16 protein-coding genes are annotated in these 16452 nt (G+C 63.8%); 7 read left to right on the forward strand and 9 right to left on the reverse strand.

The genetic code is table 11. The features are described from left to right. Positions 1–64: 64 nt before the first annotated feature. Positions 65–1267, reverse strand: coding sequence for an HAD-IIIA family hydrolase (locus A3M7_RS0117365; protein ID WP_027545061.1), 1203 nt, complete (start codon positions 1265–1267; stop codon positions 65–67). A gap of 282 nt (positions 1268–1549) precedes the next feature. Between A3M7_RS0117365 and A3M7_RS0117370 the strand changes: the two genes are divergently transcribed. From A3M7_RS0117370 to A3M7_RS0117380, 3 genes are all read left to right on the forward strand, one after another. Continuing rightward, on the forward strand, positions 1550–2290 hold the full coding sequence (locus tag A3M7_RS0117370; RefSeq protein WP_049823507.1) for a hypothetical protein: 741 nt from the start codon (positions 1550–1552) through the stop codon (positions 2288–2290). Positions 2291–2382: 92 nt separating this feature from the next. After that, complete coding sequence (locus A3M7_RS0117375; RefSeq protein WP_245284270.1) at positions 2383–3225, forward strand: hypothetical protein; 843 nt, start codon at positions 2383–2385, stop codon at positions 3223–3225. Positions 3226–3308: 83 nt separating this feature from the next. Further along, positions 3309–4457, forward strand: a complete 1149-nt coding sequence (locus A3M7_RS0117380; protein WP_027545064.1) for a hypothetical protein — start codon at positions 3309–3311, stop codon at positions 4455–4457. A 78-nt stretch (positions 4458–4535) separates the two neighbouring features. Here the strand turns inward: A3M7_RS0117380 and A3M7_RS0117385 are convergent, their stop codons facing one another. After that, entirely contained in the window at positions 4536–5477 is a 942-nt protein-coding gene (locus A3M7_RS0117385; RefSeq protein WP_027545065.1) for a glycosyltransferase family 2 protein, read from the reverse strand. A 201-nt stretch (positions 5478–5678) separates the two neighbouring features. On the opposite strand from A3M7_RS0117385, the gene rfbF reads away from it, so the two are divergent. From rfbF to A3M7_RS0117405, 4 genes are read left to right on the forward strand one after another with little or no spacing between them, the layout of a single operon-like run. Further along, entirely contained in the window at positions 5679–6449 is a 771-nt protein-coding gene (rfbF, locus tag A3M7_RS0117390) for a glucose-1-phosphate cytidylyltransferase (protein ID WP_027545066.1), read from the forward strand. Then, positions 6446–7507 (forward strand): CDP-glucose 4,6-dehydratase, encoded by a 1062-nt coding sequence (gene rfbG / locus A3M7_RS0117395; protein WP_198033759.1) that lies wholly within the window; start codon positions 6446–6448, stop codon positions 7505–7507. Before rfbF ends, rfbG begins: the two co-directional genes overlap by 4 nt. Before the next feature lie 41 nt (positions 7508–7548). Further along, entirely contained in the window at positions 7549–8793 is a 1245-nt protein-coding gene (locus tag A3M7_RS0117400; protein WP_027545068.1) for a class I SAM-dependent methyltransferase, read from the forward strand. Then, positions 8786–9718, forward strand: a complete 933-nt coding sequence (locus A3M7_RS0117405; RefSeq protein WP_027545069.1) for a hypothetical protein — start codon at positions 8786–8788, stop codon at positions 9716–9718. Before A3M7_RS0117400 ends, A3M7_RS0117405 begins: the two co-directional genes overlap by 8 nt. 25 nt (positions 9719–9743) lie before the next feature. Here A3M7_RS0117405 and A3M7_RS0117410 read toward each other — a convergent pair whose 3' ends face one another. The 7 genes from A3M7_RS0117410 to A3M7_RS0117440 are packed head-to-tail and all read right to left on the reverse strand — an operon-like array spanning position 9744 to position 16452. Next, on the reverse strand, positions 9744–10583 hold the full coding sequence (locus A3M7_RS0117410; protein ID WP_027545070.1) for an SDR family oxidoreductase: 840 nt from the start codon (positions 10581–10583) through the stop codon (positions 9744–9746). Between the two features lie 14 nt (positions 10584–10597). Then, on the reverse strand, positions 10598–11359 hold the full coding sequence (locus A3M7_RS0117415; protein WP_027545071.1) for an SDR family NAD(P)-dependent oxidoreductase: 762 nt from the start codon (positions 11357–11359) through the stop codon (positions 10598–10600). Further along, positions 11356–12204 (reverse strand): sugar phosphate isomerase/epimerase, encoded by an 849-nt coding sequence (locus A3M7_RS0117420; protein ID WP_027545072.1) that lies wholly within the window; start codon positions 12202–12204, stop codon positions 11356–11358. The genes A3M7_RS0117415 and A3M7_RS0117420 overlap by 4 nt, the downstream gene beginning before the upstream one ends. After that, positions 12201–12965 carry an SDR family oxidoreductase gene (locus A3M7_RS0117425; RefSeq protein ID WP_027545073.1) on the reverse strand — a complete coding sequence of 255 codons (765 nt, stop codon included), beginning with the start codon at positions 12963–12965 and terminating at the stop codon, positions 12201–12203. Before A3M7_RS0117425 ends, A3M7_RS0117420 begins: the two co-directional genes overlap by 4 nt. Continuing rightward, positions 12958–13647, reverse strand: a complete 690-nt coding sequence (locus A3M7_RS0117430) for an acylneuraminate cytidylyltransferase family protein (protein ID WP_027545074.1) — start codon at positions 13645–13647, stop codon at positions 12958–12960. Before A3M7_RS0117430 ends, A3M7_RS0117425 begins: the two co-directional genes overlap by 8 nt. After that, positions 13647–15554 (reverse strand): N-acetylneuraminate synthase family protein, encoded by a 1908-nt coding sequence (locus A3M7_RS0117435; RefSeq protein WP_156936906.1) that lies wholly within the window; start codon positions 15552–15554, stop codon positions 13647–13649. Before A3M7_RS0117435 ends, A3M7_RS0117430 begins: the two co-directional genes overlap by 1 nt. Further along, positions 15547–16452, reverse strand: coding sequence for a class I SAM-dependent methyltransferase (locus A3M7_RS0117440; RefSeq protein WP_027545076.1), 906 nt, complete (start codon positions 16450–16452; stop codon positions 15547–15549). The genes A3M7_RS0117435 and A3M7_RS0117440 overlap by 8 nt, the downstream gene beginning before the upstream one ends.

The raw sequence follows: 16452 nt of genomic DNA on the forward strand, positions 1-16452 counted from the left end.
CGCAACAGAGCAGCGCCCGGGACCCCCAAATGCCCGGGGATGCAGCAGTTTTCGTGACGCGCCCCTAGGCCTTGCCGGCCGCGTTCAGGCGCTGCTTCACGAACGCCTCCAGATTCCCGCCTTCAAACAAGTGGCCCGCAAGGCCCGCGGCCTGCGCCGCCGCCATGTCGCTGTCCTTGTCTCCGATCACCATGCTGCGCGTCAGGTCGACCGGAAAGCGCTGTGCGAGATCGGTGATCATGCCCGGCGCCGGCTTGCGCCGGTCGCTGACGCGGCAATAGCGGGCGACGGCTCCGTCGGGATGATCGGGGCAATATTCGAACGCATCGATATGCGCACCGATCAGCGCCATCTGCTCCGCCATCCAGCGGTGCAGGGCGACGACGTGATGCTCCTCGTAGTAGCCTCGCGCGACGCCGGATTGGTTGGTGATGACAAAGGCGAAGTAGCCGGCGTCGTTGACCGCCTTCACGGCCTCGCGCGCGCCATCGATCCATTCGAGCTTGTGCGTCTCGAACGTGTAGCCTGAATCATGGTTGAGCACGCCGTCGCGGTCGAAGAACACGGCGGGACGCCGCAGCGTCTCGCGCAGCTCGCGGTCGGCTCGCGCGAAGTCATCGGGGATGCCGATGTCGATGAAATAGCCGCGATAAGCCGTCCCGCGCAGCTCGCCGGACCTGACGAGGCCGGGGAACACGTCCTGCTCGAGCGAGGCGGGAAGCTTTGCGATATCGGCGATAATGGACTTGTCGACGACGTAGATGCCGGCGTTGACCGGTCCCGTGGCGCCCGCACCCGGCGCGATGAAGTCGCGCACGATGTCGCCGTCGAGCGTGACGCGCCCGTAGCGATCCCCGACGACGCCGTCGCGCAGTGCCATGTGAACGCGCCCGTCTTGCGCGCGCGCGATCAGGTCGAGCAGGTTGAAGTCGAACAGCGAGTCGCCGTTGAGCAGCAGGAAGCGGTCCTGCAGCAGGTCGCGCGCGTGCACGAGAGCGCCGCCGGTGCCGAGCGGCTCGGTCTCGCGCGACACGACGATTTGCGCCTGTCCCCTGGCGGCTGCGGCGTAGTGCGTCTCGACGATCTCCGCCTTGTGGCCCGCAAGCAGGAGGATTTCATCGAACACGCCATAGCGGACGAGCTCGTCGATCAGTGTGTCGAGAAACGGCCGCCCGCCGACGTCGAGCATCGGCTTCGGTACCAGCCTGGTGCGCTCACCCAGCCGTGTGCCCAGCCCGCCGACCAGGATGACGGCCTGTCTCAACATGGAGCGGGGGTTTTGCGACATCGATCGATCTGTCGGTGAAAAGCAAGTGTCATTCCAATGTCCATACCGCGTCACTGGTCTCCGCGCCAGTTGGGGGCGTTGTGCCGGATTTTCCGAAGGTGCGGCGCAGCTCCATCCACAGTTGATTCCACATGCGGCTAAGCGTAAACATCCGTCGAATTGTGCAGGATTTTTAGCAGGCGGGCGAGAACATCCGGGCGCAATCTTCGCTATCCGCCGGCCAATCGGGCCTGATTGTTGCTTCCCGCCGAGTTTCGCCGCATGCCGGGTGAATTGCAGATTAGCGAGGCCGTCGCAAGGGGCTATCCGCCTGCCGTGCTCTACCTGCGCAACGACGAGACCGTCACGACGGAAGTCTGCGCATTCAACTACTTCTCGATCTTCATGAAGGATAATCCGGACGTGGATGCCCATGTCTGGTTCTTCGACGGGGCGGGCAAGCAGGCTGGATATTTCCACAAGGCGCTCGGCGTCGACGGACAATTGCAGTTGCCGACATCGGAGCTGTGTCCGCGCATTTCGGGAACGGTGGCAATGACGCTGGTACCGAAACACGAGACCAAGCTTCGTCCCGGACGAAAGGTGACCACCGGCTATTACGCACAATATTTCTCGCAGCACGGCGCGATAACATTGTCGCACGAGCGCGAGCCCGTCGCGGCAGCGCCGTTCCCGACCTCCGCCTGGATGCAGTCCTATCTCACGCGCTTCCTGAAGGAGTCGGGCGTGGTGCTGGTGAACTCCTGCATGGCGTCCGAAGGCGTCTCGGTGGGGACGGCCCGACTCATGGCTCTGGACGGCACCGCCCTGGGCGAGCGCGCGCTCCCGGAAATCGCGCCGATGGGCGCGGTCCGCATCAGCACGCTCGACCTTTTTCCCGAGGCCGAAAGACTGGTGGGTGCGAGCGAGGGGTTCGCCCTGGAGTTCAAGGGCACCAACATCGCCAGCCCGTTCAGCTATTATGAATTTGCCAACGGCAAGTTCAGCTTGCATCATTTCTAGAGGCCGCGACCGTGACACGTTTCTCGTCCAGTCCTTGGAAACCTTACGAGCCCAGGTTCATGTTCCCGACCTTTGCGGGGGTCGAGTCGCGCATGGGTTTCTCGATCCCTGCCTGGTACCGTCCGGTCGACATCAGATATCTCCGCAGCCTCATCGCCGGCAGCCTGCGGAAGAACTTTCGCGAAACGGTCAAGGATCTCGTCCCCGAGCTCGCCAGCCTGGTCGCCTCGGGCTTCAGCAAGAAGCTCAGATTCAAGCTGCACATCCTGTCGCGTCAGGGCGATTACCGCGCGACCTACGAGTTCCCGGAAGACTATGCGCCGGGTGCCACCGTCGAGGTCGAGCTGTCGCGCCTGTTCGCGTCACTCAAGCTACCGCAGGACGACTATGTGGTCGTCGCCGTGATGTCGCGCGGGCGTATGGACGGCTTTCGTTCCTCGCCCGCCAGCTATTCGATGACTTATGTCGATCAGGACAATGTCGCGATCTACCGTACCGGCGCGTTCGCCCGGCCGCTGAACGAGGGCAGGCTCAAGGCGCATGTCGGGTTCACCGGCATCAATCCGAAGATCATCGCGACCAGCGACATCGTCAGCAGCCTGATGCTGATCAATCATTCCTCCGATCCTGAATACGCGCATGCGGCGCGGCCGACGTCGAAGCTGATCCGCGGAGACGGCGAGCAGATCGAGGGCGAGTTCGGCGAGATTGCGCCGCTCGGTGCGCGGGAGATGTCTGTCGTGGATATATTCGGCAGCCGCGTGTTCGACTTTCTCGCACCGTTCGGCGGGCGCGGCACGACGGTCACGACCTGCACCGGCATGACGCTCGCGAGCTTGCATCTGCAGCGTACAAACGATAACCGGCGGACGCTGCTGGGCATTGAGCATTCGCGCCCCGCGCACATGAACCTCGCTGGCATCCTCCAGCATTAAATTCGGTCATTCAATTGTCGCAGTCAATATCTCCGAAGCCGCCTCATAACCTCCTGAGCCGATTCATCACATTCGAAGACGATATGAGGACGCCGTCGCTCGGGCTCGTTCTCGGCTTCTGGCTTGTCACGAACATCCTGGTCATCGTCTGGTGGCGCTTGGAGATTTCGGAACGCTGGCTCCCTGGCGTATTGCGGTATTTCGGAATCGCCATCTACGTGATGGTGGCGCTGGTGCCGCCGCTGCTTTTGTTCTGGGTCCGGAAAAGCTTTCTCAATCCGGTCGTTCTGGGGCTGCTGATCAGCTGCTGTCTGGCGCTGTCGATCACTGCGCATGAAGCCAATTTGCTGCGCGAGCAGATGCAGTTCAGCCTCGATCATGAACGGGAATTCGCGCATCTGGGCCTCGTCGAAGGCATCATCCGGCCGCTCATATCGCAGATCGTGGAAACCTACGTCCAGGTCATGGGGGACGACCACCTGAGAGGCTCGACCTGGCGGACTCACGTCGCGATCAACTACATGTTCGACTCTCTGGCCTTCCTCGGGGTGTTCGCGCTCGGAACGCTCCTGCTCTCGCCGACTTCGAGATGGCTTTGTCTTCTCACCTTCGCGTTCTATACACAGATCGCGATCTTTCCCGGGCGGATGGGCGCTGTGTTTATCGCGGGCGGATTGTTCTGGCAGCTGTTTCTCCTGGTATCGCGGCGCTATCCCGCCGCCATCATTTCGGGGTTGATCATCAGTTTTGCGCGAACCGACGTCGTGTTCGCGTCGGCCTTCGTGCTGTTGAGCCTGCCGGCCTTCGAGCGGCGCTGGCCTACAACCAAGGAATGGGCCGTGTTCGCGGTGTTGATCGGCATTTCCCTCGTCACGCCCAAGTTCTTAATCTGGATGCACCCGGAAGCGAACTTCAAGTCCTTCCTGGTTACGCAAGGCGACTATTTCGGCAAGATGCTCGGCAATCTTCTGAGCATGAAGCTCGCGATTGCCGTCGCCAGTCCGGTGTTGGCGATCGTGGTCGTCACGACCTGTTCGATGACCCGGACGATCGCTGCTGTGGTGCCGGCTGCGCTGGTTCATGTCGGGATCGTCTTTTTGATCGCCGATTTTTCAGAGACCAGGCTGATCATCCCCGCGCTGGCCGCGCTTGCGTTTGTGGCCTCCGAGGGGCTAGGGAAGCTCCTTGAGGCGGGTCGCTGCGAACCATCGCAGAACCCCGCCGCCGATTAGGCGAGATGGGTGCACCACCGCGCGCTCAGGTCGGCCGCCAGCGCTCGCGCGAGGCGCAACCGTCTATGGTGCGAAGGCTCAGTCGAAATTGACCCGTTCGCGCTCGACGACGATCGGCCGTCGCCGGACCTGATTGAAGATCGCCACGATATATTCGCCGAGCACGCCAAGGAAGAAGAGCTGCACGCCGCCGAAGAAGAACAGGCCTATGATGATGGTAGGAATGCCGTGCGGGCCGATGTCGAAGCCGGCAATCTTGAGCAGGAATACCATGAAGGCGTAGGCGAAGCTCAGCGTGGAGATGATCAGCCCGCAAAAAAACGCCGTGCGCAGCGGCACGGTGGAGAAGCTGATGGCGCCGAGCAGACCCTGGTCGATCAGGCTCGACAGCCGGTTGCGCGAGATACCGTGTTTCCGCGCAAGCCAGGTGTAGGGCACGCCGATCGAGCGGAAGCCGCATTCGAACGGCATCATCCGCATGAAGGGCTGGACGTCCTCGAACTGCTTCATGGCATCGAGCACCTTGCGGTCGACCAGCTGGTAGTCGCCGACGTCGGCCGGATAATCGACGTAAGACATGCGGCTGATCATCTTGTAGTACAGATGGCGCGCCGTTCGGCTCAGGAACGGCTCTTCGCGCCGCGCGCGGATGCCGAACACGATCTCGTAGCCGTCCTCCCAGTGCTTGACGAAGGTCGGGATCAGCGACGGCGGATCCTGCAGATCGGCCGGCATGAACAGCACCGTGGCATCGCCGGTCGAGGCCAGCACACCGTTATAGGTGTTCCTGAGCACGCCGAAGTTCCGGGCATTGACGATCACCTTGACCGAGGGGTCCTGGGCCGCGATCTCCTTCAGGATCTCGACGGTCCGATCGGTCGAGGCATTGTCGCAGAAGATGTGCTCGCGCTCGTAGCCCGGAAGCTCGCGGTCGAAGATGTCCTTGACCGCTGCGTAGCACTCGCGGATTCCCGCCTCCTCGTTGTAGCAGGGCGTCACAAGGCTGATCTTCTTCCGCATCCATCCTCCAGGACGTCCTTACCGGGGGGCGGAATCGGACGGATGGCAGCGCCCGGTGGTGGGGTTGCCATCTTTCAATCGTTTCTTTAGCAGGTAAGCGGACAAGTTCAACCGCTCCCGAAGGGTGGTGGGCGCCCGATCTTGTTGACAAGGCTGGGCTAATCGTTCTGATGTGACCTTTTCGGCTGGACGGGTATGAGCATGAAGGCCGTGATTCTGGCGGGTGGGTTCGGGACTCGCATCACCGAAGAGAGCCACGTCAAGCCGAAACCCATGATCGAGATCGGCGGCAAGCCGATCCTGTGGCACATCATGAAGATCTTCTCGTCGCATGGGATCGACGAGTTCATCATCTGCTGCGGCTACAAGTCCTATGTCATCAAGGAATATTTCGCGAACTACTTCCTTCACATGGCGGACGTGACGTTCGACCTCGCCAATAATTCGATGGAAGTGCACAACAAGTTCGCCGAGCACTGGAAGGTGACGCTAGTCGACACCGGCCTGAACACCATGACCGGCGGCCGTCTCAAGCGCATCAGGGACTATGTCGGCAACGAGACGTTCTGCATGACCTATGGCGACGGGCTCGCGGACGTCGACATTGGCGCGTTGCGAGAGTTTCATCGCGCTCACGGGCGCCATGCGACGGTGACCGCGATTCAGCCGCCGGCGCGCTTCGGCGCACTCGATATCGACCACGACGTCGTCCAGCATTTCGAGGAGAAGCCGCGGGGCGACGGCCGCTGGATCAACGGCGGATTCTTCGTGCTGGAGCCTGCGATCTTCGACTATCTCGGCAACGACGCCACAATCTGGGAGCAGGAGCCGCTGAAGCGTCTGTCGCAGGACGGACAGCTCGCGGCCTACCGCCACACCGGCTTCTGGGAGGCGATGGACACGCTGCGTGACAAGCTTCATCTGGAGCAGCTCTGGGACGGCGGGCGGGCGCCCTGGAAACGTTGGCAATGAACGCTGGCTTCTGGACGGGCAAGCGCGTTCTCGTCACTGGCCATACCGGCTTCAAGGGCGGCTGGCTGGTGGCCTGGCTGCGCCATCTCGGCGCCGAGGTCGCGGGGCTCGCGCTGCCGCCATCGACGACGCCCAACCTGTTCGATCTGGCGCAGACCGCGCAGGACACCCTGTCGGTCTTCGCCGACATCCGCGATCCCGCCGCGGTCAAAGCAGCGTTCGACCGGTTTCAGCCCGAGATCGTGTTTCACATGGCGGCGCAGGCGATCGTGCGCGCGTCCTACGACGATCCCGTCGGCACCTACGCGACCAATGTGATGGGCACGGTGCACGTGTTCGAGGCAGTGCGGAATTCGGACGTGCGCGTGGTGGTCAATGTCACCAGCGACAAATGCTACGACAACAGGGAATGGGTCTGGGGCTACCGCGAGGCGGATCCGCTCGGCGGCAAGGATCCCTATTCCAGCAGCAAGGCCTGCGCGGAGCTGGTCACGGCGGCCTACCGTTCGTCGTTTTTCAGCGGAACCAGCCGGATCGGGTTTGCCAGCGCCCGCGCCGGCAATGTGATTGGTGGCGGCGACTGGGCTCAGGATCGTCTCATTCCCGACGTGATCGCGGCGATCCGCAGCGGCCAGCCGGTGCCGGTCCGGAATCCCGATGCTGTACGGCCCTGGCAGCACGTGCTCGAGCCGCTGTCCGGCTATCTTCTGCTCGCCGAGCATCTGTGGCACGACCCGATCGGCTTCTCCAGCGAATGGAATTTCGGCCCTGATGCGGACAGCGTGCGCACGGTGCGCTGGCTGGTCGATCGCCTGGCGGTGCTGTGGGGTGTTCCGCCGCAGCAGATGCCGCAGCCCGGGCAGCACCCGCACGAGGCGCGGCTTTTGTCGCTGGATAGTTCCAAAGCGCGAGCCCATCTGGGCTGGGCGCCGCGCTGGGGCCTCGATCGTGCCGCCTCCGCCGTGGTGGAATGGTACAAGGCGTTCGAGCAGGGCGCCGCGGTCAGGCCGGTGATGGTTGACCAGATCGACGCTTTCATGAACACAAAACGCGACTAACTCGCTTACTCCGGCCCGGTGGGCCGCAAACTGGATTCAAGATGATGACCACCACGTCGACCAGACCGCTCACCGAGATCAAGGGCTGCGAGGTCTGCGGCAATGACAAGCTCGTGCCGGTGCTCGATCTCGGTCTGCACCCGCTGTGCGACGACCTGGTGGCGGTCGGCGATTCGCGCCAGTGTCGCGAATATCCGATTCTGATCGATTTTTGTCCGACCTGCGTCACCGGCCACCAGCGCGTCCAGGTTCCGAAGGAGGACCTGTTCCCCAAGGATTATCACTACCGCTCGCGCTTCACCGCCGACGTGCTCTCCGGAATGAAGAGCCTGGTGGCGACCTGCACGGAGCGGATGGGGGCGCTGACAGGCAAGGTGGTTCTCGACATCGGTTGCAACGACGGCAGCCTGCTCGATTTCTTCCGTGAGGCCGGCGCGACAACGGCCGGCATCGAGCCGACCGGCGCGGCCCAGGACGCCGCGGCGAAGGGCCATTTCGTGGTGCAAAACTATCTCAGCACGGAGACCGCGGCCGAGATCCGTCGTGCCGTCGGCACGCCCGACATCATCACCTTCACCAACGTTTTCGCGCATATCGAGGATCTGAACGGCGTCCTTGCGGCGCTGAAGGCGCTGCTCGGGCCTGAGACGGTGATCGTGATCGAGAACCACTATCTCGGCGCGGTGCTGGACCGGCATCAGTTCGACACCTTCTATCACGAGCATCCGCGCACGTATTCGTACAAATCGTTCAGCTTCATCGCGAGATCGCTTGGCCTCGACATCGTGAATGTCGAATTTCCCGCGCGGTATGGCGGCAATATCCGCGTCATTCTCGGACACGCGGCGAAGAGCGATGCCGTCGCAGCCGAGATCGTCGCGCGCGAAAACAATTTCCGGGCCGAGTTCGCCCAGCTCGCGCGCGACGTCGAACTCTGGAAGGCGCGCAAGGGCGAAGAGCTGAAGAAGATCATTGCGGCACATGGTCCTGTCAGGGCCAAGGCATTTCCGGGCCGTGCGGCGATCCTGGTCAAGTTGTTGGGACTGACCGAAAAGGAGATCGTGGCCGTCCACGAGAAACCCGGCTCGATCAAGATCGGGCACTATGTGCCAGGCACGCGCATTCCGATCGTGTCCGACGACGAATTGTTCGCGCATGGCGACCAGGGCAAGCCATTGCTCAATCTCGCCTGGCACATCTCGCGTGAGATCCGTCAGTATCTCCAGGAAAACGGATACAAGGGGTCGGTGATCGACGTGCTCGGCGCGGACGATTTCCATGCCTGAGGCGCGCGTTTTCACGATCCTCGGATCGGGTTTCGGGATGTATGGGTATCTGCCTGCGCTGATCGAGTGCGGGATGAAGGTGGCGCTGCCGGAGCGCTACCGTGCGGTGGTCGGCGGGCGAAGCGAACTCGTCCAATATGTGCCCCAGGTGACCTGGTGTCCCGGCACCGAGGAGGCGTTGGCACAGGCGAGCGGCGCGGTGGTTGCGCTTCGTCCTGCCGATCAGGCCGGTTGGATGGCGCGGCTGGCAGACATGCCCGACATCCGCGAGCTGATCCTGGAGAAGCCGGTCGCGCCGACGCCGCAGCTTGCGGCGCAGCTCATCGAGGCGTTCGAGCACACCGGAAAGCGCTATCGCGTCGGCTACACCTTTCGTTTCATGGCGTGGGCAGAGCGGCTTCGCGCGGTGCTCTGCGAGGGAACCGATGGTCTTTCGCTGGACTGGAGCTTCATGGCGCATCACTATCGCGCCAATCTCGCGAACTGGAAGCGGTTCGACGCCAGTGGCGGCGGCGCTCTCCGCTTCTACGGCATCCACCTGATCGCGCTTCTTGCAGAGCTCGGCTACGACGATGTCTCGTCGTCGGTGGTTGGCGGCCCCTCGGATGGCGAGACGGCGTCCTGGGAGGCGGTCTTCACTGCACAGGCCCTGCCGCCGTTTGCGCTGCGGGTCGACAGTCGCTCCGCGAAGACCTGCTTCAGGATCGCGGCAGGCGAACGCGGGCCCGCCGTCGTGGACCTACCCGATCCCTTCGCGTCGGTGAAGCAGGCCGTTGTGAATGTTCGAGATCCCAGGGTCGATGTGCTTGCACGTTTGTGCCGCTCGCTCGACGCGGACGACGCAAGCCACGCGCAGCGTCAGCGCAACATCATCGCGCTGTGGGCGCGGGTGGAGGCGATGTCTCACCGGATTGCCACGCCATGAGTTTGGCCGGCAACGGTGCGAGCCGCTACCACACGCTTCGGCCGCCATCCATGACGAGGTTCTGCCCGGTCATGTAGCTCGACGCGTCCGAGCAGAGGAACTGGACCGCGGCGCGGTATTCCTCGACATCTGCCATGCGCCCCATCGGGATCAAGCGGGTGAGGCGCTCCACGAAGGCGGGATCCTGGTTGTTGAAGACGCCGCCCGGCGAGATCGCGTTGACGCGCACGCCGTGGTCGGCCCAGTAGGTCGCCAGATATTTCGTCAAACCGATCAGCCCGTGCTTGATCACCGAGTAGGTCACGGGCTTCACCGGCTGCTCCTCCTCGCGCGTCACATGCGGCTGGCGGTAGAGCCGCTGGTCCGGCGCGATCACGCCGAGGTCGGAGGCGATGTTGAGGATCACGCCGCGGCCGCGTTTGGCCATTTGGCCGCCGAATTCCTGCGCGCACAGCATCGCCCCGGTCAGGCCCACCGCGATCTCGGTCTGCCATTGCGGCACCGGGAACGCTTCGAAGCGCGAGGAGTGCATGACGCCGGGGCTCGACGTCACCTTCGGATCGATGGCGGCGTTGTTGACGAGGATGTCGACGGTGACGCCGCGGCCTGCGAGCTGCTCGTTCGCGGCGCGCACCGAGTCCTGCGATGTGACATCGAGCGCCAGTGCGATCAGATCGGCGGAGGGCGTGCTCTGCTTCAGCGCGGTGACGGCCGCCTCGGCCTGCGCGAGGCCGATTTCGGTGACGACGACGCGCGCTCCCGCCTCGGAAAGCGCGGCGACGTGCTGCCGCCCGAGCAGGCCGCCGGCGCCGGTCACGAGCGCGGTGCGTCCGGTCAGGTCGTAGCGGGAGGACGGGCTTGCCATTGGAAGGCTCCTGTTCAGCTGCGCAACTGGCCGCCGTCGGCGACCACGACGCTGCCGGTGATGAAGGCCGCGCGGGGCGAGGCAAGGAACGCGACGAGGTCGGCGATCTCTTCCGGCTTGCCGAGCCGGCGCAGCGCCACCTCGCGCACGAGCATGTCCTCGACCGCGGCCCTGTTCTCGACGAGCTTGCGCGCCCAGGTCCCGTCGGCGGCCAGGACATTGCCCGGCGCGACCGCGTTGATGCGGATGCCGTCAAGCGCCAGCGGCCGCGCCAGTCCGCGTACGGTCGCGTTCAGCGCCGCTTTCGCGGCGTAGTAGGTCACGGGCGCGCCGAGCGCCGCCATGCCGGCGATTGAGGAGATGCAGATGATGGACCGGTCGCCGCTGCCGCGCGCCATCAGCGGGCGTGCGGCTTCGATCGCGTTGGTGGTGGCGAAGAGATTGAGGTCCATCACCCGCGACCATTCCGCCGCCGTTTCCTTGCCCGGCGGCACGGACGCGCCGCTGCCGACGTTGCAGACGAGGATGTCGAGGCGGCCCCACCGCTTGTCGACGTCCTGCACCAGTGCCGCGGCGGCGGCCGGATCGGTGACATCAGCAACATGGATCGAGCTGTCTCCGCCGACGGTGGCGCGTGCCTCGTTCAGGGCGTCGGAGCCGCGTGCAGCCAGCGCGACCTTCGCTCCCTCGGCGGCAAGCGCAGCGGCAATGGCAAGGCCGATGCCGCGGCTGGCGCCGGTGACGAGGGCGACACGACCGTCGAGTTCGAGCTTCATCGCATCGCGTCCTCGATCCAGCCGACCGTCATGTCGCGATATCTGGCCAGCGCGCCCGCGTGGTCGCCGTCCGCGGCGCGTGCGGTTTGCAGGATGTACTGCCCCCTGTAGCCGGAGCGCTCGATCAGCCGGATCGTCTTGGCGAGATCGGCGTTGCCGGTGCCGAGCGGCACGGTCGTGCCGCCGCGCATGCGGTCCTTCACATGCACATTGAGGATCCGCGGTGCGTAGGCTTCGATCTCCTCGGTGCTGTCATAGCCGAGCGAGGCGCTGTTGCCGCTGTCGTAGTTGATGCCGAAGACATCGGCTGGAAAGGCTTCCATAAAGCGGGCGAGATCGCGCGGCGGCAGATCGGATTCGAACACGACTTTGACGTTCTGTCTTGCAAGCTGTTCGCGGCGGGCGATCAGCACCCGCTTGAGCGTATCGCTTTCGCTTTCGCGTTCGATCTTGCCGTTGTCGACCAGCGGGATCACGATGAATTCGATGCCGATCCGGCTACAGGCGGCGATCAGCAGATCGAGATCATTGACGAGCGCGTCGCGTACGACGGCGTCGACCTTCCAGAACGGCGCCTGCATGAAGCAATCGCCGGTCAGGCTCGGAATGCGTAGGCCATTCTCGCGCGACAGCGCGGCGATCTCCGTCTGGCCGGCTTCGGTCGTGAGCGGATTTTCCCGCAGCCCTTCCTGGTCGATGGTCCATTCCATCCGCGTCAGGCCGAGCGCCTTCGCACGGGGAAATTCCTCGCGCCATTCATTCCACGGGAACGCCTGGATCTTGCCGTCGACCAGGGCCGACAGACGTCCCTGCATGAAGCCGATGCGTTGCAGCGTTGCGGTCACGATTTGCTATCCGAGCTGATGGCGAGGCCCTTGGCGGTCCAGCCGCCGTCGACGAAGATCTCCTGGCCCGTCACATAGGCCGATGCGTCCGACGCCAGGAAGATCGCGGCGCCCACCATGTCGGCGGGCTGTCCCCATCGGCCGAGCATGGTGTGGCGGCGCCGATCCTCGTGCATGGCGGGATCGGCATAACTCTTTGCGGTCATCTCGGTTGCGACATAACCCGGCGCCAGCGCGTTGACGCGGATGCCGTCGGGCGCATAGTCGGCGGCCAGTGCGCGCGTCAGCCCGGCGAGTCCGGCCTTCGCCGCGACGTAGCCGGGATTGCCGGGGAAACCGCGGATCGAGTTGATGCTGGTGACGTTGATGATCGCGGCCGAGCCCGTCGTCTTCAGAAGCGGATAGGCGGCAAGGATCGTGGCGTAGACGCCTGTGAGGTCGGTCGCGACCGTGGCGCGGAAGCGCGCCAGCTCGCTTTCGGCGCTCTGCGGGGGAAGGCTGATCCCGGCCGCGTTGACCAACGCGTCGATATGTCCGCCTTGCGCCGCGATGGCGTTGAAAGCGCGCCCGATCGCGGCATCATCGGAGAGATCGCAGGCAATCGCGGTCACGCCCTGCGGCGCAGTCCCGGAACGGCTGAGACCGAATACCGTGGCACCGGCATCCTTCAGGCCGCTCGCAATCGCAGCGCCAATGCCGCGCGAGGCGCCCGTTACGACGGCGATCTTGCCTGCGAGAGAGAAGGCGCTGAGGTCAGGCATAGCCGTAACTGCGCATGATGGCGCCACAGAGCTTGACGTCTTCCGGGCGGTCGATCTGGAACATCTTGTGGCGCTCCATCACGTGAAAGCCGATTCTGCCGCCGAGACGATTGTTCTGTTCGCGCAGGAGTGAAGGAATCAACACGTAGAACGAGCCGTTCTCCAGGTAGCGCTTCTCGATCTGCTGCCGCATGCGGCGATTGCGGAAGTCGTAGTTGATCGGCTCGGGTCCGCTCGCGCCGATTCGCCAGTTGAAATAATCCTCGACCTCGCAAACCGAGAGCAGGCTGTCGAGCTGCTCGCGGTCGAAGGTCGCAAGCGCCTTCTCGATGTCGTCGGGTTCGCGGATCGGTGAGGTGGCCTGGAGCGCGACGATGCGCTCGAAGCGGCCCATCCGCTCGTCGATGGCGTTGAGCGCATGCAGCCAGGCGGACTCGGAGGAGGCGAGGTCGCCCGAAATGTCATCGGGACGTCGCACGCCCACTGCGCCGGCGGCTTCTGCCGCTTGCAGAATCTTGTCGCTGTCGGAAGAGACCGCCACCACGTCGACGCCGCGCGCTACGCGCGCCTGCTCGACCGTCCAGGCGATCAGCGGCTTGCCGCAGAGATCGAGCAGGTTCTTGTGGGGGATGCCTTTCGATCCCCCGCGTGCGGCGATCACGGCCAGTGTCTTGCGCGCCATCAGATATGTCCCTCGAGACGCTCGAGCGCGGTCCAGAAGCCTTCGCCCATGTTCTTGTGGCCCTGCCAGATCTCGGGAATGAAGGACGCGGTGGGCGCATGCCTGCGCAGCACTTTTCCGATCTCGTCGAAATCGATCTCGCCTTCGCCGATCTGGACGCCTTCGCCGTCGAGCCCCTTGGCGTCGCCGAAATGCAGGTGCGCGGTGTGGGGCCCGAGCTGGGCGAGGCCTTGCGCGAAGTCGAAGCCGAAATGATTGGCGGCGAGTTTTGTGTGCGAGATGTCGACGCACATGCGCAAACCATGCTTGGCGCAGAACGCCGCCGACTCCTCCGGGAGGATGAAGATGTTCTGATGGCGCTGGCCGCCGAAATGCCAGGGGAACGGTGCCATGGTCTGCGGCGTCAGCTCGACGCCGTCCATGTCGAGCTCCTTCAGGCTCTGCGCGAAGATCCGGTAACGCTCGCCCTTTTCCTCCGGCGACAATGGTGCGTCCATGGTGAAGCCGCCGATATTGGCGACGATCGGCGGCCGTTTGGTTTTGGGGAAGAATTTCTTCAGCCTGCGGGTGATGTTGATCACCGCCTGCGTCTGCTCGAGCGAGTAGCGCCGCAGCGCCTCGTCGGGGGTTGCGAGGTCCATCAGCTTGGAGCCGGCAAACAGCTCCGGCGCATGCACGACGAAGCCAAGATCGTAGGTGCCGGAAAGATATGCCGCCGGATCGCGCTCCATGTCGCTGTAGCTGAGATGGAATTCGATGATGTCGGGCTCGCAGATCTCCAGGAAGCGCTCGATGTCGTAATAGCGCACCGGCACGCCCCAGGGACGGTCGAAGTGGTAGCGCCGCGCCGTTGCGGCGCCCTCGTCGAGGTCGCTCTGGAAGAAATAGTCGTCGGCCGCCATCGTCCGCGTCAGCTTGCGGCCGAGCAGCGCCGGCATCTTCAGCGGCGACAGGCCCTGTCCCGGGCTCTTCACTGCGATATCGCTTTCGGAGATCACGGTGCCCGGCGCAAGGTCGCGCGCAGCCACCAAGCTTTTCGCGAGGTTCTCGCGGTTGATCAGCTCGCCCTGGCTCAACGCGCGTTCGGCCAGTTTCTCGCCACGCGCGGCCTCGATCTCGCGGATGCCCGAGACCAGCGTCTTGAATTCCTCCGGCTCCAGGCTCGCGGCGTGGTCGGGACCCTCCATCTCGCGGTCGAGGGTGATGTGGCGCTCGATGACGACGGCGCCGAGTGCCACCGCGGCCATTGACACGGCAATGCCGCGCTCGTGTCCGGAATAGCCGACCATGGGATGAATCTCGCGCAGCGTTTCCATGAAGCGCAGATGGATGTTGTGAAGCGCAGCCGGATAGGTACTCTGGCAATGCAGGAGCACGTAACCTGCGTTGCGCTCGTCGAGGAATCTCGCGGCGGTCTTGATCTCCTCGGTCGTGCTCATGCCGGTCGAGACGATCAGCGTCTTGCCGGTCGCGACGAGTTTGGCGAGCAGGGGAAGGTTGGTCAGATCGGCGGAGGCGACCTTGTAGGCTCGCACGCCGAAGCCTTCGAGCATCGCGACGCTCTTCGCGTCCCAGGGCGTGCAGAGATACTGAATGCCCTTCGAGGCACAGTAGTCGGCGATCTTCTTCTGCTGCTCCGTCGTCAGCTCGAAACGGCGGAGCAGATCGAGCGTGTATTCGACCGCAAGGTCGTCGTCCTTTCCGGAGAGCGAGGAGGCGCGGTAGACCTCGTCGAGCTTGCGCATCTGGAATTTGGCGCAATCCGCGCCGGCGGCGACCGCCGCATCGACCAGCGCGATGGCACGGTCGAAGTCGCCATTGTGGTTGTTGCCGACCTCGGCGATGACGTAGCAGGGCTCGCCGTCTCCCAGAAGGCGGTCGCCGATGCGAACTGATGCGTCAGCCATTCGCTCTGGTCCTCTCAACATCTTTGCCTGGATCTGTCGGCCTGGCCACGATCAACGAGCCGAGCGTGAACAAATCCCGTTCCGAAAACTGGCGGAATTGGGGTGCCAACCGCTCCATGATCGCAGGCTCAGGCGACCTGCAGTCGGGCTGGTCGCTTAATATCTGAAAACCGGCGTCCTTGAACAGTTGCAGGTACTCGCTGTGGCGCAGGCGGTTGACGTACTGGAAGCGCGACTGGAATGGGCGCCATTCCTCGTCGGAGTACGTCAGGAAGTTAAATGAGCTGATGGCAGGATCGAATCCCTTGAAATGATCGCCGTAATCGATCTGCATCAGGGCCACGCCGTCCGGGCGGAGGATGCGCCGCAGCTCCTTGAGAATCGCCGCAATATCGGCCTTCGGAATGTGTTCGAGAGTTTCGACCGAGACCGCGCAGTCGATGCAGTTCGCCGGCAGATCCGTTGCGCGGGCATCGGCGGGCGCGCGGTACTCGATATTCCAAAGGCGCTCGAGATCGTTCCAGGAGTCTATCACGAGGCGATCGGCGCCGGTCGCTTTGGAAATGATCGCGGCGTTGGAGCGGATCAGGTCGAGCTTGGACAGCCGCTCGATGTCGACGGTGATGAAGCGTTTGGCGCCATGGGCGCTGAACGTGAGCGGAATGACCAGGTCGCGGCCAGCGCCGAATTCGAAGAACGTCGATGCCTGAGGCGACCGAATGCCGTATTCGGAATATGTGCGGAGCAGCTGCTGGGCAAACGTATGGATCGACCTGATTTGCTTTTCCGGACGCGGCAACCGACGCGTGACGTAGCGTTGCAAAGCGTAGTGCAGGTCCTCCCCGAACGGGATCGCCGAGAGCACGGTAAACGCGCGCGCCTTTGCTTGCCAGTGCAC

The organism is Bradyrhizobium sp. WSM2254 (assembly GCF_000472645.1).
Classification (GTDB): Bacteria; Pseudomonadota; Alphaproteobacteria; order Rhizobiales; family Xanthobacteraceae; genus Bradyrhizobium; species Bradyrhizobium niftali.

Bases quoted from the DNA above. Each gene is read 5' to 3' on its own strand.
- A3M7_RS0117415 (WP_027545071.1), bottom strand. From the start codon at position 11,359: ATGAAGCTCGAACTCGACGGTCGTGTCGCCCTCGTCACCGGCGCCAGC.
- A3M7_RS0117430 (WP_027545074.1), bottom strand. From the start codon at position 13,647: ATGGCGCGCAAGACACTGGCCGTGATCGCCGCACGCGGGGGATCGAAA.
- A3M7_RS0117435 (WP_156936906.1), bottom strand. From the start codon at position 15,554: ATGGCTGACGCATCAGTTCGCATCGGCGACCGCCTTCTGGGAGACGGC.
- rfbG (WP_198033759.1), top strand. From the start codon at position 6,446: ATGAACGCTGGCTTCTGGACGGGCAAGCGCGTTCTCGTCACTGGCCAT.
- rfbF (WP_027545066.1), top strand. From the start codon at position 5,679: ATGAAGGCCGTGATTCTGGCGGGTGGGTTCGGGACTCGCATCACCGAA.
- A3M7_RS0117410 (WP_027545070.1), bottom strand. From the start codon at position 10,583: ATGGCAAGCCCGTCCTCCCGCTACGACCTGACCGGACGCACCGCGCTC.
- A3M7_RS0117405 (WP_027545069.1), top strand. From the start codon at position 8,786: ATGCCTGAGGCGCGCGTTTTCACGATCCTCGGATCGGGTTTCGGGATG.
- A3M7_RS0117425 (WP_027545073.1), bottom strand. From the start codon at position 12,965: ATGCCTGACCTCAGCGCCTTCTCTCTCGCAGGCAAGATCGCCGTCGTA.
- A3M7_RS0117380 (WP_027545064.1), top strand. From the start codon at position 3,309: ATGAGGACGCCGTCGCTCGGGCTCGTTCTCGGCTTCTGGCTTGTCACG.
- A3M7_RS0117400 (WP_027545068.1), top strand. From the start codon at position 7,549: ATGATGACCACCACGTCGACCAGACCGCTCACCGAGATCAAGGGCTGC.
- A3M7_RS0117385 (WP_027545065.1), bottom strand. From the start codon at position 5,477: ATGCGGAAGAAGATCAGCCTTGTGACGCCCTGCTACAACGAGGAGGCG.
- A3M7_RS0117370 (WP_049823507.1), top strand. From the start codon at position 1,550: ATGCCGGGTGAATTGCAGATTAGCGAGGCCGTCGCAAGGGGCTATCCG.
- A3M7_RS0117365 (WP_027545061.1), bottom strand. From the start codon at position 1,267: ATGTTGAGACAGGCCGTCATCCTGGTCGGCGGGCTGGGCACACGGCTG.
- A3M7_RS0117375 (WP_245284270.1), top strand. From the start codon at position 2,383: ATGGGTTTCTCGATCCCTGCCTGGTACCGTCCGGTCGACATCAGATAT.